General features: G+C 69.8%; 11 protein-coding genes and 7 pseudogenes. 8 read left to right on the forward strand and 10 right to left on the reverse strand.

Going from position 1 to position 14,180, the window contains the following annotated elements; genetic code table 11:
• From CA983_RS47280 to CA983_RS45325, 3 genes and pseudogenes are all read right to left on the reverse strand, one after another.
• Window positions 1-846, reverse strand: a pseudogene (locus CA983_RS47280) (hypothetical protein); the annotation flags it as partial.
• On the reverse strand, window positions 836-964 hold the full coding sequence (locus CA983_RS48990) for a hypothetical protein (protein WP_279628481.1): 129 nt from the start codon (window positions 962-964) through the stop codon (window positions 836-838). The pseudogene CA983_RS47280 and the gene CA983_RS48990, both read right to left, overlap by 11 nt.
• Window positions 965-1,114: 150 nt before the next feature.
• Window positions 1,115-1,246 (reverse strand): annotated as a pseudogene (locus CA983_RS45325) (IS5/IS1182 family transposase); the annotation flags it as partial.
• A 34-nt stretch (window positions 1,247-1,280) separates the two neighbouring features.
• On the opposite strand from CA983_RS45325, the pseudogene CA983_RS29275 reads away from it, so the two are divergent.
• The 5 genes and pseudogenes from CA983_RS29275 to CA983_RS29300 form a co-directional block, all read left to right on the forward strand.
• A pseudogene (locus tag CA983_RS29275) lies at window positions 1,281-2,001 on the forward strand (S1 family peptidase); the annotation flags it as partial.
• Between the two features lie 557 nt (window positions 2,002-2,558).
• A complete protein-coding gene (locus tag CA983_RS29285; protein ID WP_086603835.1) occupies window positions 2,559-2,981 on the forward strand; it encodes a DUF350 domain-containing protein in 423 nt (140 codons plus the stop codon).
• A gap of 147 nt (window positions 2,982-3,128) precedes the next feature.
• A pseudogene (locus CA983_RS29290) lies at window positions 3,129-3,462 on the forward strand (IS110 family transposase); the annotation flags it as partial.
• A 35-nt stretch (window positions 3,463-3,497) separates the two neighbouring features.
• Window positions 3,498-3,682 (forward strand): annotated as a pseudogene (locus tag CA983_RS48255) (ABC transporter permease); the annotation flags it as partial.
• Window positions 3,681-4,448 (forward strand): HAD family hydrolase, encoded by a 768-nt coding sequence (locus tag CA983_RS29300; RefSeq protein WP_244207150.1) that lies wholly within the window; start codon window positions 3,681-3,683, stop codon window positions 4,446-4,448. The pseudogene CA983_RS48255 and the gene CA983_RS29300, both read left to right, overlap by 2 nt.
• 374 nt (window positions 4,449-4,822) lie before the next feature.
• Here the strand turns inward: CA983_RS29300 and CA983_RS29305 are convergent, their stop codons facing one another.
• On the reverse strand, window positions 4,823-5,698 hold the full coding sequence (locus CA983_RS29305; RefSeq protein WP_086603836.1) for a PaaX family transcriptional regulator C-terminal domain-containing protein: 876 nt from the start codon (window positions 5,696-5,698) through the stop codon (window positions 4,823-4,825).
• Window positions 5,695-6,342 (reverse strand): GNAT family N-acetyltransferase, encoded by a 648-nt coding sequence (locus CA983_RS29310; RefSeq protein ID WP_086603837.1) that lies wholly within the window; start codon window positions 6,340-6,342, stop codon window positions 5,695-5,697. The genes CA983_RS29305 and CA983_RS29310 overlap by 4 nt, the downstream gene beginning before the upstream one ends.
• Before the next feature lie 114 nt (window positions 6,343-6,456).
• Here CA983_RS29310 and CA983_RS29315 point away from each other — a divergent pair, with 114 nt between their 5' ends.
• A complete protein-coding gene (locus CA983_RS29315) occupies window positions 6,457-7,542 on the forward strand; it encodes an alpha/beta hydrolase family protein (RefSeq protein ID WP_086603838.1) in 1,086 nt (361 codons plus the stop codon).
• A gap of 133 nt (window positions 7,543-7,675) precedes the next feature.
• Here the strand turns inward: CA983_RS29315 and CA983_RS45330 are convergent.
• A pseudogene (locus CA983_RS45330) lies at window positions 7,676-7,854 on the reverse strand (IS5-like element IS4811 family transposase); the annotation flags it as partial.
• A 93-nt stretch (window positions 7,855-7,947) separates the two neighbouring features.
• Window positions 7,948-8,808, reverse strand: a complete 861-nt coding sequence (locus CA983_RS29320; protein ID WP_086603839.1) for a helix-turn-helix transcriptional regulator — start codon at window positions 8,806-8,808, stop codon at window positions 7,948-7,950.
• Window positions 8,809-8,935: 127 nt separating this feature from the next.
• On the opposite strand from CA983_RS29320, the gene CA983_RS29325 reads away from it, so the two are divergent.
• Complete coding sequence (locus tag CA983_RS29325; protein WP_086603840.1) at window positions 8,936-9,931, forward strand: aldo/keto reductase; 996 nt, start codon at window positions 8,936-8,938, stop codon at window positions 9,929-9,931.
• A gap of 64 nt (window positions 9,932-9,995) precedes the next feature.
• Window positions 9,996-10,352, forward strand: a pseudogene (locus CA983_RS48260) (ADP-ribosylglycohydrolase family protein); the annotation flags it as partial.
• Between the two features lie 486 nt (window positions 10,353-10,838).
• Here the strand turns inward: CA983_RS48260 and CA983_RS29335 are convergent.
• The 3 genes from CA983_RS29335 to CA983_RS29345 all read right to left on the reverse strand — a co-directional run bounded on the left by CA983_RS29335 (window position 10,839) and on the right by CA983_RS29345 (window position 14,087).
• Window positions 10,839-11,681 (reverse strand): carbohydrate ABC transporter permease, encoded by an 843-nt coding sequence (locus CA983_RS29335; protein ID WP_086603841.1) that lies wholly within the window; start codon window positions 11,679-11,681, stop codon window positions 10,839-10,841.
• A 3-nt stretch (window positions 11,682-11,684) separates the two neighbouring features.
• Window positions 11,685-12,683, reverse strand: coding sequence for a carbohydrate ABC transporter permease (locus CA983_RS29340; protein WP_086603842.1), 999 nt, complete (start codon window positions 12,681-12,683; stop codon window positions 11,685-11,687).
• 63 nt (window positions 12,684-12,746) lie between these two features.
• Window positions 12,747-14,087, reverse strand: coding sequence for an ABC transporter substrate-binding protein (locus CA983_RS29345; RefSeq protein WP_086603843.1), 1,341 nt, complete (start codon window positions 14,085-14,087; stop codon window positions 12,747-12,749).
• Window positions 14,088-14,180 lie beyond the last annotated feature (93 nt).

Genomic DNA, 14,180 nt, shown 5'->3' on the forward strand with positions numbered 1-14,180 from the left:
GGCGGGCACTGCCGCAACAGGGGCCGCCAGGGCAGTTGCAGGGATGCTGGGCAGACCGGCGCCATAGGTCGCGGTGGTCACGTCGGCCGGTGGACCGGAGGTGTAGTAAGCGGTGGGATCGGCTGACAGAGCCGTGGCATACGGTGCGGTCGCACCGGCCGCAGGACCGCCACCGTACGTCTCCATCCCGCCTGTTGGAAGATCCGCATGGTGCGTACCCGCGGTGGGATGCGGGACGGTGGGCAGCGCCGCGGCGGACTGCGGGCCGGGCAGTGGGCTGGACTCCGGGGCGGGCGCCGGTGCGGGCTCGTACAGCGGCCGCGCCCCCAGGTCGCCGAGGCCCGGCTGTGCACCGGCATGCCAGGCGCTCTCGTCCCGCCGGGACTCGCCTGCCGCAGCCGGTGCGACACGCTGGTCGGAGAGCTCCGGGAGGAATCCAGTGGTCGGTGCCTGAGCTGATCCGCCGGTCAGCTCCCACGCAACACCGGTGGGCGCCTGGGGCGCTTCGAGAGCGCGGGGTTCCGCGGGACGTTCCGCCGGGCGCACGGGTCGTGCTGCCTGGGGCGCGAGCTCGGGACGGACCGGCAGCCTCCTGTCCGGCTGCGACACCGGCACGGTCGGGCCCAGCTTGGCACGGGCGGCGTCGAACCACTGCCGGGCAAGGGTTCCGACCGCGGGCTCCGTGCCCCCCTGGAACCGGCTGCGGCCGGCCGCGCCCCGCTGGCGCGGGATCGCAGCGGCGCGGGTCGCGTTGAAGGTACCCGTATCGCTCTCGGCCCGGTCGTAGAGACTGTCGACCCACCGCCGGACCTCGTCAGGGCTCGGCCCCTCGCTCTCACTCGCCAACGCGGGCACCAGCAGACTGCGAGAGCCGGGCCTCGACAGTGAAGGCCTCCGGGACAAGGGAGTTGGCCTTGCCCGCGAAGTCGGTCACTTCGGGGCGCGAGGTTCGTTCCGACGCCATGGAAAAGGGCGCTCCTTCCGTCCGAGAGTGCACGAAACCACCTGTTCCATCGGCAGAAGTCGTGCACGCAGTGGTCAACTTAGCCAACTTGTGAGCCTTCCGTGAAGATCGGAGCCAGAAAACGCCCGGTATGCTTCTGTGACCTTCACCTCCCCGCCTGCGCAGGTAGGCGCGGATCTTCGGTGGACGAGTAGCCCTTGCCGGCGACGACCTGCTCGGGCCGCGTCCTGGGTCTGCCGGGTCCGCACCGGCAACGCTGATGCGAGCCATGACCTGCTCGAACGCGCGCTCCACCGAAACACCGGCCTTCCCCGAGCTCCTCTCCCCGTTGCAGCGCGACTTGGCGCTGACGCGGAACGAGGCCGAGGCACGCCTGGCCGCGGAGAAGATCGCGACGGCGGTCGAACGCAAGGCGCATACCGCGGCCGGTTCCGCCTACGGCGGCTCCTGGTTCGACGCCGACAGCGGCCAACTCACCGTCGCCGTCACCCGCGCCGCACAAGCCGACGCCGTACGCGCGACCGGAGCGGCCGTACGCCTGGTGCGGTACGACGCGCGGCAACTCGACGCAGCGAAGAAGAGCATCGACGCGCCGTCCGCGCCTGCCGGAGTCGCCAGTTGGCACGTGGATCCGAAGGCCAACAAGGTCGTCGTGAACATCCTCGCCGCGCACCGGGACGACAACGATGTCCGGGCCTTCCTCGCCCGAGCCCGCGAAGTGGGCCCCATGACGGTGCGCCAGATCTCCACCGCACCACGTACCTTTGCCGCCGGCACCGTGGGCGGTGACCCCTATTACACCGGCAACGTCCGTTGCTCCATCGGCTTCTCCGTCCACGGCGGCTTCGTCACCGCCGGGCACTGCGGCTCGCCGAGTGCGGCCGTGTATGGCTGGGAGCGGTCTTACATCGGCATCCTTCATCAGCGGCGACCAGGCCCAAGGGGTCACCTCCGGCGGCTGGGGCAACTGCAGTGGCGGCGGCCAGACCTGGCATCAGCCCGTCAATGAGATCCTCAGCCGGTACGGGCTGCCACTGCAACACGGCCTGATCCCTCGTCAGCGCGGCCGAGCGGACTCCGTCACGGAACTGCCGACGCGGTCCGCTCGAACTTCACCTCCTACACGGACGAACCTGACCGGCTCAAGGCGGCGGGGGCGAGTCGCCGCCAGAYTCGCACCCGCCGCAGGGACGCCGGTGGCGGCCGGTACTGCGCGCGTCGGGCTGCACCGTGACGGCAACGCCACCACCGCCGTCCACTGAGCGGCTGCATCCACGTGGACGACCATGAGGACGCCCAGCTTCACACCGCAGAACCCGGCGACGTCGTGTACCCGCTGCTGTGCGCGCTGCTCTTCCCGGCCGTCCGCGCACCTGCCCGAGCAGCCGCCAGCGGCCTCGCCCACGTCCGCGTCGCCGCCCTGCTGGCTGACATGGCCGTACAACCGAAACGGGATCGAATGGCGTCCGTTCCGACCTCCCGGAGGTGCAGGAAGGTGCGGGGGGCCGATCAGCAGCCGGAACGTATGCGCTAGATTTTGCCTCTCTTTGACCGCGATCACTCACGATCTCTACCCTTCGGAGTCGGCAACCCCATGAGCGACATCGTCAACGGACTCGGGCGGGCCACTGCATACGGCGGCCTGGGACTGGTCCTGTTGGTCCTCGGCATCGTCCTGGTCGACGTGCTGACGCCTGGAAAGCTCGGCCGACAGATCTGGGAGCAGCGCAATCGCAACGCCGCCATGGTGCTCAGCTCCGCACTGCTCGGTATCGGTGGCATCGTGTTCACGTCCATCTGGACGACGTACGAGGACTTCGGCAAGGGGCTGGTCTCGACCGCGGCGTTCGGGCTGCTGGGTCTGGTGATGATGGCTGTGGCGTTCCTGGTGGTGGACCTGATCACGCCGGGGCGCCTTGGTGCGACGCTGGTCGAGACAGAGCCTCATCCCGCGGTCTGGGTGACGGCGTCCTGCAACCTGGCTGTATCCGCCATCATTTCGGCCTCCATCGCCTGAACCTCCGTTCCTGAGAGATGGCCCACCACCACACGCCGTGGAGGAAGTCCCTACGCGATATGACAGCCCCGCGGCGGCGTCTGGAGCTCTGCTGGTGGTCCTGGCGTACCGGGTGTTCTCCACCGGACAGGCTCTGTTCGCGGACCTCTGTCCAACAGCGAGCCGAAGCTGGGGGCCATGCTGGACAAGGTCGCCGCGAAGTACGGCACCGTGCTCGTGGTCGTCGACCAGCCCGCCTCGATCGGCGTTCTGCCTCTGGCGGTTGCCCTCGACGCGGGCTTCAAGGTGGTCACATCTGCCCGGTCTGACGATGCCGCGGATCGCCGACTTCCACCCGGGCGAGAGCAAGACCGATGCCCGCGACGCGGCGATCATCGCGGACGCCGCGGGCACCATGCCGCATACGCTCCGCTCCATCCAATGGGACGACGGGACCGTCGCCGAACTGCACATGCTCGTGTGCTTCGACGACGACCTGGCGGACGAGTCACCGCGTTACGGACAGGTGGGGGGCCTGCGGCACGGACCGCCGAGGCGGCCTGTTCCTGTGAACTGTCCATGGCGCCCTGGTCCTGACCGCCTGGGCGGTCCTCGGGTTCCTCCTCGCGGTGCCCCTCCTACGACGCGCCGCCCGCCGCGAGACCGGCTCCCGCCTGTACGCCCGGCACCGCAAGGCGGGCCCTCCTGGCATGATCACGGCTGATCAGTTGGCGTGTGCAGTCCGGCCCCAGGAAGTGCGTCCTCTTCGACGTCGACGGCACGTTGATCGACGCCGTGGACAACCAGCGCCGGGTCTGGGCAAGTTGGGCGGGGCGATACCGGCTTGACGCGGCTGAGGTCTACCGGGTGGCCTTGCGGACACGGCCGATGGAGACCTTCGCCGAGGTGGCTCCGGACCAGGATCCAAGGGAGTGCCTGGCTGCGCTGCATGAACTGGAGGACGAGGACGTCCGGTCCGGCGTCTATGCGGCCTTCGACGGCGCGTCGCAGCTGCTGGGCGCCCTGCCGTCGGGGGCGTGGGCGCTGGTGACCTCCAACTACGAGCACCGGGTGCGCGGGCGATTTGCCCGGACGGGTCTGCCGGTCCCGCGCGTCATCGTGGACGCCGCCGCGGTGGAAGAAGGCAAACCCTCGCCCGTGCCCTACCTGCTGGCCGCCGAGCAGCTCGGTGTCCGGCCCGAGGACTGCCTGGTCATCGAGGACGCCCCGTCCGGCGTCGAAGCGGGGCTGCGGGCCGGCATGACGGTATGGGGAGTGGCCGGGTTCCCTCAATCACAGGCCGCGGCTGCATTCGCAAGGTGGACCAGTCTGCACTTTTCAACGCCCCCGCACGCGATCCGGGGCGCAGCTGCTGAAGCCGGTCGGGCTCCGGGGCGGGCGAGGCGAGGACGTCGGCGAAGGTGCTGTCCTTCCAAGGCAGTGCGACCGCCCAGCGTTCGTCCTGTCGCCCGGGGCGTTCCACCGTGAGTCGGTAGGCCAGCACAGCGGCGCCGCCCGGACGGTGCTCCACCGACAGATCGGTGATGTCGAAGCTCACGCTGCCGTCACCGGTCGTGAGGAACGGGCGAGCGCTTGCTCGGCCTGTGTCCGATCCGCCATGGACGCTCCTCTCCTTCTCTTTACTCGTCTGTTGAGGCCGGGCCCGCGGTGCTCACCGGGCCTTCGGCAGCGCGGCCAGGGCGATCTGCCGGCGCAGACGGTGATGGCGTGCACCGGTTGGTACGGATCACGGATCACGGATCACAGTGCACAACGTTGACCTGATGCGCGTCTGCCCCAAAAGCGGGTGCTCTCTCGGTGCTGTCGCCCAACAGGCATGACCTGCCCCGTCCGTCGGGTCTTCAGCGCGTGGCCCGGTCTGCTGCCTCTCGGGTGATGTCGGCGTAGAGGCGGAAGAGGGTCGGCCGGGCTTCGCCGTCGTCGCGTTCGCGCAAGGCCGCCCAGCACCGGGCGATGAGCTCCCTGGCCTGGGTGCCGGGCCAGGGCTGGGGCAGGAGCTGAGGCGGCAGCAGCGGGTCGGGCTCCATGGCACGGGTGAGTTCGGCCGCCAGCTCGACAGCGATGGTGAGCAGTTCGGACGGGGAGAGTCCGGCAGAGCCGGTGAGCCGGTCGAGGCGGGGTTGGGCGATGCGGCTGAGGTGGTGGTAGCGGTCGGCGATCTCCTGCAAGGGCCACAGGCGGCGGGCAAGTTCGGCGGGCTCTCGGGTGTCGCCCCTGCGTAGGTCCGTCGTGCTGAGGAGGGTGAGCGCACCGTGGGCGCCGAGGCGGTGCGCCGCGTCTTCGACGTACGGTTCCCAGGCGTTGGCGCAGACGTACAGTCCGCCCTGGAGCGGGGCGCCGCCGAGGTGGACGAGCGTCTCGCGCAGGGCGTCCCGGGCCGTGCGCGCCGATTCGGGCACGGCGAAGGCGGCCAGGTGCCAGACGCCGTCCCAGGGGGCGAGCCCGGCGTCCTGGCGGAATGCGTGCCGCAGGAAGTCCGCGTTGGGGGCCAGGGCCTGTGTGGTGTCTTCCGTGGCGTGCAGCACTGCTTTGCGACCGCGGCCTTCGTGGGTGAACCGGCTCTCGGCCACGAGGCGTTTGACGCACAGCCGTACCTGCTGGTCGCTCATGCCGAGGGTAGCGGCGACGGTGTACAGCTCGTCCGCGCTGACCGTGCCGTCCTCCCGGATCAGCGCGTGGACGAGCATGCGGGTGGGGATCTCGACGTGGTCGGTCACGGTGTGCGCAGTCCTCTCGGTCCGTCCGCCTCGACGGGGCGGTGCATGGTGGTCACCGCGCCGAACCCCAGCAACCTGCGGAGGTAGGGCGTGCGCTCGGTCCGTACGGCCGTGAAGCCGCGCCGCTCGTACAGGGCTCGGGCGCGCGGGTTGGTGTCGATCACGTCCAGTCTGATCTTCCGGCAGTCCTGTTCCGCCGCGACGGCGGCCACTTCCTCGATGAGCAGGCTTCCGACGCCGCGGCCGCGCACGTCCGGGGCAACGGCGATGCCGTCCATGACGAGCTGTCCGGGGGCCGGCCGGCGTTCGAACAGGGCGAGGAGCAGGAGTCGGTGCAGTCCTCCCAGGTGTCCGTACGCGCGCAGCACGGCGGAGGCCGACCCCCCGGTGAGGGCCCGCCCGCCGAGCTGGTAGCCGGCGAGGCCGACGAGCTGCCCGTCGAGGAGCGCGCAGACCGCGCGATCGGCGTTCAGGTGGGCGGCGATAAAGGGCACCGCCTTGCCCGGCGGGTTCAGTGCGGGACCGAGTTTGCGGCCGAAGGCGTCCCAGTACAGCTCGGCCGCCCGCCGCTCGGCTCCAACCGGTACGCCTCGCTGGACCGCCACCGGTCCGGTCCCGGGGTCTGTCGCGTCCAGTGCTGCCATGCCGTCCCCCCTTTCACCCTGCGACTGAAGCCCAAAATCTATCATACTCACAACGATCGTTCCCGGGGTGATAGCTTGGGCGTCTGCCCAAACCCGAACAGAGGCGGCCATCCCATGTGTCCAAAGACCCAGCCCCGACGGCGCGGGCTCCGCATCGCCGTGTGGTCACTCGCCACGGTCCTGGTCGTGGCGGCCGGTCTCGTCGGTGTGGTGCTGTGGCAAAACTCCTACGACATGGACGAGCAGCGGGTCTCGATCCGCCACGGCGGCCACACCCTCAACGGCGTACTGGCCACCCCGAAGGACGGCCGCGAGCACCACGGCCTGGTCGTGTACGTCCACGGCGACGGCCCCATCGACGCCACCCACGACGACGGTTACAGGCCCATGTGGGAAGCGAACGCCAAGGCCGGGTACGCCTCTCTGTCCTGGGACAAGCCCGGCGTCGCAGGCGCGCCCGGCAACTGGCTCGACCAGTCCATGGACGACCGGGCCGACGAGGCAGCCGCCGCCATCGCCTGGGCGCGCGCCCGCCCGGACATCGACGGCGACCGGATCGGGCTCTGGGGCGCCAGCCAGGCGGGCTGGGTCCTGCCGAAGATCGCGGCCAAGACCCCGGTGAGGTTCGTCATCGCCGTCTCGCCCGCGATCAACTGGCTCCAGCAGGGCCGCTACCATCTCCTCGCCGAGTTGCGCGCCGACGGCGCGTCGTCAGCCCGCACCAAGGCCGCGATCGCCAAGAGCGACACCACCCGCCGACTGCTGGCACGCCATGCGACCTTCGAGGAGTACGTCGAGGCCACGCGCGGTGACACGGACGGCATGACCGTCGACCGCTGGAGCTTCATCTCCAAGAACTACTCCGCGGACGCCACGCAAGACCTGCGTGCCCTGCGCGGCATACCGGTGCTGCTGACCCTCGCAGGCCATGACATCAACGTGGACACCGCCGACACGGAGCACGTCTACCGCAAGGTGTTGGACGCAGGCGGTGCGTTGACGGTCAAACGCTACCCGCACGCGACCCATTCACTGCTCAAGCAGTCCATCGAGCAGTCGGGCGTCAAGACCACGCTCACCGCGCTCTTCTCCCCCCGCTCGCTCTTCGCGAACGGATTCCTCGACGACCAGCGACAGTTCCTGAAGGATCCCGGACAGTTCCTGAAGGATCCCGGCCGAGGCAGCAACTCCATGGGCTGAGGCTTCTTTCGTCCAGCGCTCCTTCGCCGGTAAGCCGTCGACAGCGGTGGGTTTCCTCGGCCAGCTGGGGCCTGCTTTTACGGGCGAGGGGCCTGGTTATGAGGGCGATGGCGGCCCAGGTGATCAGCGTCTAGCCTGCGTCGTAGCCCCGGGTGGCCTTGGAGACGGGCTCAGCCGCTTTCACGCTCTGTGAGTCGATCACGGTGGCCACCGCGCGGGGCCTTTGCCCATGTCACGGCGGATCCGGCCCGCCAGATGGTCCCGGACGTGGCCGATGATCCTGATCCCGGCGGCCGCCCAGCGGGCCATGAACCTCAACTCCGTCCCACCACCCTGCAGTTGTGGGAGTGCCACTCCGCCGACCTGACCGCCGAATACCGGACCGGTGCCCCATGGCCAGCGGCTTCACCGTGTCGTCGGGCCCGTTGCCCCCATGGGGAATTCCTCGACACCGATGACCCGCAGGAGCTCCAGCCGCTCGCGGGCCTCGGCGTCCGCCGCGGTGAGCACCAGCAGCTGCTGGCCCTGGTCGGGAGTGACCAGGGTCTCGCAGTCCATCACCAGGCGGCCCACCCTCGGGTGGAGGAAGGTCTTGCGGTCGGCGCGCCGGACCGCCACCTCGTGCTCGGCCCAGAGCCGACGGAAGTCGGCGCTCGTGGCCTGCAACCGGTCGACGAGTCCGGCGGCCGCGGGGTCGCCGGACCGGCGGCCGACGGCCGCGCGCAGGTCGGCCACGAGCCGGCGGGCGTGGTACTCCTGCTCCTCGGGCGGGCAGACGGCGCGGGCCGCGGGCTCGGTGAACCAGCGATATACGACGTAGCGGCGGTCGCCGGAGAAGCCCGTGTGGTCGCCCGTCAGCAGCAGGGCGGCCCGGTTCTGGGCGAGGACCTCGCCCAGGTCGGACAGGACCAGGGCCGGAGTGTCGCCGAGCAAGTCGAGCATGCGGATCAGGCCGGCGCGGGCCAGGCGGGCCACTCCGTCGGCGGGTGGGGGCCGGTGGCCGGCCAGGTGGAACAGGTGGTCACGCTCGTCGTCGGAGAGGCGCAGCGCCCGGGCCAGCGCGCCGAGCAGCTGGACCGAGGGCTGGCTGCTGCGGCCCTGCTCGAGGCGTACGACGTAGTCCACCGACATGCCGGCGAGCATGGCCACCTCTTCCCGGCGCAGGCCGGAGGTGCGGCGGCGAGGGCCGTCGGCAATGCCGACCTCGGCCGGACGCATCGCCTCGCGGCGGCGGCGCAGGAAGTCGGCGAGCTGGTCACGTTGCATGTTCCCCATGGTCCTGCGCAGGAGCGAGCCGAGCCAGGGAGCGGCTCTCCCATGATGAACGCTCCGCTCCCGTACGTCGCGGTGGGGGCGCAGGGTGGGTGGCAGACCGACGACGAAGGAGAACGCGATGCAGACACGAATCCTGGGCACCACCGGCCCGGCCGTTTCCGCGCTGGGCCTGGGTGCGATGGGCATGTCGGGCGCGTACGGCGCTGCCGACCGTGCGGAAAGTATCGCCACCGTGCACGCCGCGCTGGAGACCGGCGTCACGCTGATCGACACCGCCGACTTCTACGCGATGGGCCACAACGAGCTGCTGCTCGCCGAGGCGCTGCGCGGCCGGGACCGGGACAGCTACCAGTTGAGTGTCAAGTTCGGCATGCTGCGGGGACCGGGCCCGGAGTTCGGCGGGTTCGACGGCCGCCCCGAGGCGGTGAAGAACTTCCTGGCCTACTCGCTGACCCGCCTGGGCACCGATCACATCGACATCTACCGTCCCGCCCGGCTGGACCCAGCGGTACCGGTCGAGGAGACCGTGGGCGCGATCAAGGAGATGATCGACGCGGGGTACGTGCGACACCTCGGACTATCCGAGGTCGATGCGGCAACGGTCCGCCGGGCGCACGCCGTGCACCCGGTCGCCGACCTCCAGATCGAGTACTCGCTGATCTCCCGCGCCGTGGAGGCCGAGGTCCTGCCTGCGCTGCGGGAGCTCGGCATCGGCCTGACCGCGTACGGCGTCCTCAGCCGCGGCCTCATCTCCGGACGCTGGACGGCCGAGCGCAGCGCCGACCCCGGCGACAGTCGCAGCCACAGTCCCCGATTCTCGAGCGGGAACGTGGAACACAACCTCCGCCTCGTAGAGGCTCTGCGCCGGGTCGCCGACGCGAAGGGGTGCACGGTCGCTCAACTGGCCATCGCCTGGGTGGCCGCACAGGGCGACGACATCGTGCCGCTGGTCGGGGCTCGCACCCGCGAGCGGCTGTCCGAGGCGCTGCCCGCGATGGAGCTGATCCTCACCGCGGACGACCTCGCCGAGATCGAGAAGGCGGTGCCGCCGGGCGCGGCGCGCGGCGACCGATACCCGTCCGCGTTCATGTCCAGCCTCGGCGTCGGCAACTGAGTCCGCCCCTCACCGTGCCAATGATGCCCAGCCAGTTGTCGTCTGGGTTGCGTGTCAGAGGGCTTTCCAGGTCAACCAACGAGCAGCGGGAAACGGCTCCTTGATGCGGGCATCGACCTCCGCGGTCGACTTCGCGGCCGCCGGCCAAGAAGCCACCATGGACGCGGCCCGCCGCATCGCTGCCCTCACCCACGGTGACCGCGCGGCCTGGGAAGGCACCGCGATCTTCCACGTCATCCGCGTGGATCAGGCGACCGAGTTCGACGGTGCCGTCTGGCCCTGCCTGGGCTCCGCCGTCTGGGCCCTGCGCACGACCGCCAGCTCAGAAGACGCGATACGCGCGGCAATCGACCTCGGAGGATTCGATGGACGGGTCCTGCACCTGGCAGATCTGCTCCACCTTGCACACCGCCTCGCAACCACTCGCCCCGGTGATCTGCCGACGGATAGGGGCTGTTGCTGTCACGGAGCCAGGCCGCCGGAGGCCTCCGCGTACCGATCACGGCCTTCCGGTGGGCGCGCGGCACACCGGCCTCGTCCCGGCCCCCGACAGCCTCCAACTCCGACTGGTCGCGGGCTGCCGTAGAGGCCATCGACCCGGACGCGATCCGGGCCGCACTCCCCGAGCGAGCCAATCGCACAGCGTCGCCGCGAGCCGATCGCACAGCGTTTCCGCCAGCCGATCGCACAGCGTCCCCGCGGACCGGATCGCCGAAGTGCTCGGCACGCCGAACCCGCGTACAGCGAGCGGGCCGACGTCACCGCGTTCCGGTCCGCCGGCTCGTCGCGCGCGGCCTGCTGATCGGCCTCAGCGGCGACCCGAAGGCTCGCTGCTCAACCCCGCCCCTCAGCCTCCCGCCACCACGCCGGCAGCATGGGCAGAGGCGTGCAACTCGGCGGCTCCCGCTCAGCCCTTGACGGCGGAGCTGGCGACACCTTGGACGAACCACCGCTGGAAGAAGGCGAAGACCACCAGGACGGGCAGGACCAGGAGGACGCCGAAGGCGAGGATCTGGCCCCAGTCCGGGGGCTGCTGGCCCTGGAAGACGCTCATCTCCAGCGGCAGCGGGCGTACCGACGGGTCGGAGACCATCAGCACCGGCCACAGGAACGAGCCCCACTGGATGAGGAAGGTCAGGATCGCCACGGAGGCGAAGGCCGGCTTCGACATGGGGACGATGATCGCGAAGAAGGTGCGCCAGGGACCCGCGCCGTCGATGCGGGCGGCTTCTTCGATGCTCGGCGGGATCGAGCGGAAGAACGTGTGGAACTGGTAGACCGAGAAGGCGTTGGCGATGAACGGGAGCGCCAGGATGGGGAGGGTGTTGCGCTGGTCGTTGAACATGTAGAAGAGCGGAACCGCCACCGACTCGAACGGGATCAGCATCAGCAGCAGGATCAGGGTGAAGACGGCGTTCCGGCCACGCCACTTCAGTCGGGACAGCCCGTAGGCGGCCATGGAGTTGACGAACAGGCCACCGGTGACGACGACGAACGCGAGGAGCAGTGAGACGCCCATGAAGCGCCAGAAGTAGCCGGTGCTGTCGGAGTTGAGGCTTTCGAGGACGGCGGAGTAGTTGTCAAAGGACAGGTGGGTGGGGAGGAAGCCGGACAGGCCGTTCAGGACCTCGTCGGACGGCTTGAGGCTGCCCAGGAACAGGTAGATCACGGGCAGCACGAAGATGAGGGCCAGCACGCCGAGTACGGCGTAGTCCATGAAGCGGCGCAGGGGCGTGGGGGTGGTGCCCATGGGTCAGTCCTCGTTTCCGGGCCGGACGACGCGGCGCTGGATGAGCGTCAGGACGACGACGATCAGGAAGAAGACGACGGTGATCGCGGACGCCTGGCCGATGTTGTTCTGGTCGAAGGCGGTGGTGACGGCCTGGTACATCACGGTGCGGGTGGCGTCCTCGTCCAGGCCGCCGCCGCGGACGAGGACGTACACCTGGTCGAAGACGCGGAAGGAGAGCACCGAGGTGAGCATCGCGACGAAGACGAGGGTGCCGCGGATGCCGGGCAGGGTGACGTGGCGGAACTGCTGCCAGCGGCCGGCGCGGTCGAGTTCGGCGGCCTCGTAGAGCTCACCGGGGATCTGCTGGAGGCCGGCCAGGAGGATGACCATCTGGAAGCCGACGCCCTGCCAGATCGACAGCACGATGATCGAGGCCATCGCGGTGGCGCCGTCGCCGAGCCAGTCGAAGGCACCCCAGTTGCCGAAACTCACCGCGTCCAGTGCCGAATTGAGCATGCCCTGGTCGCTGCGGGCCAGGATGAGACGCCAGATCACGGCGACCAGCGCCATCGGGAAGACGACCGGCATGAAGAACAGGGACCGGAACAGGCCGATCGCCTTGAGCTTGCGGTTGAGCAGGATCGCCAGCCCGAGTGCCAGGGCGGTCTGTACCGGTACGACGACCACGGCGAAGGTCAGGTTGTTCAGCAGGGCCCGCAGGAACGGGCCCGACAGGTCAGGGTCGGTGAACAGCCGCCGGTACTGCTCCAGGCCGAAGAAGGTGGGCTCCAGCGGGGAGCCGAGGCGCACGTTGTAGAAGGAGAGCACGAGGGCGTAGCCGAACGGCACACCGACGAAGACGATGAGTCCGACGACGGCCGGGGCGGACATGAGCAGCCCGTGCAGCCAGTCGCGGTTCTTGCGGCCCGGCCGCGCCGATCGCGCGGGCTTCACGGATGTCACGGATGGGGCCTGCTCCGGGCCGGACGGCACGGCGGGCGCGGGTTCCACGGATGTCACGGGAGGGTCCTGTTCCCGGCGGGGCGGGCGCGCGGTGTGCGAGCCCGCCCCGGCCGACGGGTCCTACGGGATCTTGTAGCCGGCGTTGTCGGAGAAGTCCTGGTCGATGGCGCGGGCGGCCTTTTCCAGGGCCTTCTTGGGGTCGGCGCCGCCGTAGATGGAGTTCAGGGCCTCGCTGAACTTCGCGGTGACGGTGGGGTATCCGGCGGTCACCGGGCGGGTGACGGCGACGCAGGACTTGGTGATGTCACTGTCGCCGCAGGGCTTGGCGAGCTGGTCGGCGTAGAGCTGGAGGGGGCCGCCCTCCTTGTAGAGACTGCTCTTGGCGAGCGCGGTCTTGGTGGCGGGCACCGCGCCGTTGGCCGTCGTCATGGCGGTGACGTTGGTGTCGTTCAGGAGGGTGTCCAGGAACGTGCCGGCGGCCTTGGCGTTCTTGGTGTCGGCTCCGATGCCCCACGCCCAGGAGCCCTGGCCGGTCTTGGGACCGTTGCCGAAGTCGGGCAGCGGCAGGACGACGAGATCGTCGCCGAGGGCCTGGCTGTAGGCGGGGTACATCCAGTGGCCGACCCAGCTGAGGGCGACGCGGCCCTTGGCGAAGGCGTTGCCGTCGGTGTTGGGGTCGACGTAGGTCTTCCAGGACTGGAAGGTCTTCAGGGCCGAGACCACGGCCGGGGTGTCGAGGGCGCCTTCCGCCTTGCCGTCCTTGAGGAGTGACCCTCCTGCGGACCAGACGATCGGGGCGAAGCCGTAGGTACCCCACTCGTTGGCGTAGCCGCCGCTCTCCTGGAGGTCGAGGGTCTTGCCGTCGGAGTCCTTGGCCTTCAGCGCCTTGAGCGCGGCGGTGAACTCCTCAGCGGTCCAGTCGTCGGACAGGCTGGTCGGATACTTCACCCCGGCCGCGTCCAGCAGCTTCTTGTTGCCGTAGATACCGAGCCCTGAGTCGAACATGCCCAGGCCGTAGTGCTTGCCGTCGACCTCGCCCTGCGCCTTGCTCGCGTCGGTGGCGTTGTCCATGGTCTTGGCGGACACGTAGGTGTCGATCGGCGCGAGCTTCTTGTTGTAGACGAAGTTCGCCATGGTCGGGCCGTCGAACTCCAGCACGTCCGGCAGCTCGGCGGCGTCGGTGGCGGTGATGGTCTTGGTGTAGTCGGCCTCGGGTATCAGTTTCAGGTCGACCTTGATCTTGTTCTGCGAGGAGTTGAAGGACTTCACCGCGTTCTGCAGCGCACTTGCCTCGTTCTTCTGGCCCTGGTGGGCCCAGACACTGATGGTGCCTTTGCCGCTCCCGGCCTCGGCGGAGGCATCGGTACCACTGCCTCCGCCGCAGGCGGCCAGCGCCACCAGGGGGGCCAGGGCCAGGCCCGTACAGGCGGTGCGGCGGTACTTTCTGCTGGTCGAGCTCATGGGTGTGCCTCCGTGCTGTGGCGAGGGTTGGACGGGCTGGCGTGCTGTGCAGGCGTGGGGGTGGGGGTTCAGAGGGTTACTGCGGTCCGCGGG

Source organism: Streptomyces swartbergensis, assembly GCF_002148965.1.
Classification (GTDB): Bacteria; Actinomycetota; Actinomycetes; order Streptomycetales; family Streptomycetaceae; genus Streptomyces; species Streptomyces swartbergensis.

Excerpts from the sequence above, each read along its gene's own strand:
- CA983_RS48990 (WP_279628481.1), bottom strand. The coding sequence starts at position 964 with ATGGCGTCGGAACGAACCTCGCGCCCCGAAGTGACCGACTTCGCGGGC.
- CA983_RS29285 (WP_086603835.1), top strand. The coding sequence starts at position 2,559 with ATGAGCGACATCGTCAACGGACTCGGGCGGGCCACTGCATACGGCGGC.
- CA983_RS29310 (WP_086603837.1), bottom strand. The coding sequence starts at position 6,342 with ATGGCAGCACTGGACGCGACAGACCCCGGGACCGGACCGGTGGCGGTC.
- CA983_RS29315 (WP_086603838.1), top strand. The coding sequence starts at position 6,457 with ATGTGTCCAAAGACCCAGCCCCGACGGCGCGGGCTCCGCATCGCCGTG.
- CA983_RS29320 (WP_086603839.1), bottom strand. The coding sequence starts at position 8,808 with ATGCAACGTGACCAGCTCGCCGACTTCCTGCGCCGCCGCCGCGAGGCG.
- CA983_RS29325 (WP_086603840.1), top strand. The coding sequence starts at position 8,936 with ATGCAGACACGAATCCTGGGCACCACCGGCCCGGCCGTTTCCGCGCTG.
- CA983_RS29335 (WP_086603841.1), bottom strand. The coding sequence starts at position 11,681 with ATGGGCACCACCCCCACGCCCCTGCGCCGCTTCATGGACTACGCCGTA.
- CA983_RS29345 (WP_086603843.1), bottom strand. The coding sequence starts at position 14,087 with ATGAGCTCGACCAGCAGAAAGTACCGCCGCACCGCCTGTACGGGCCTG.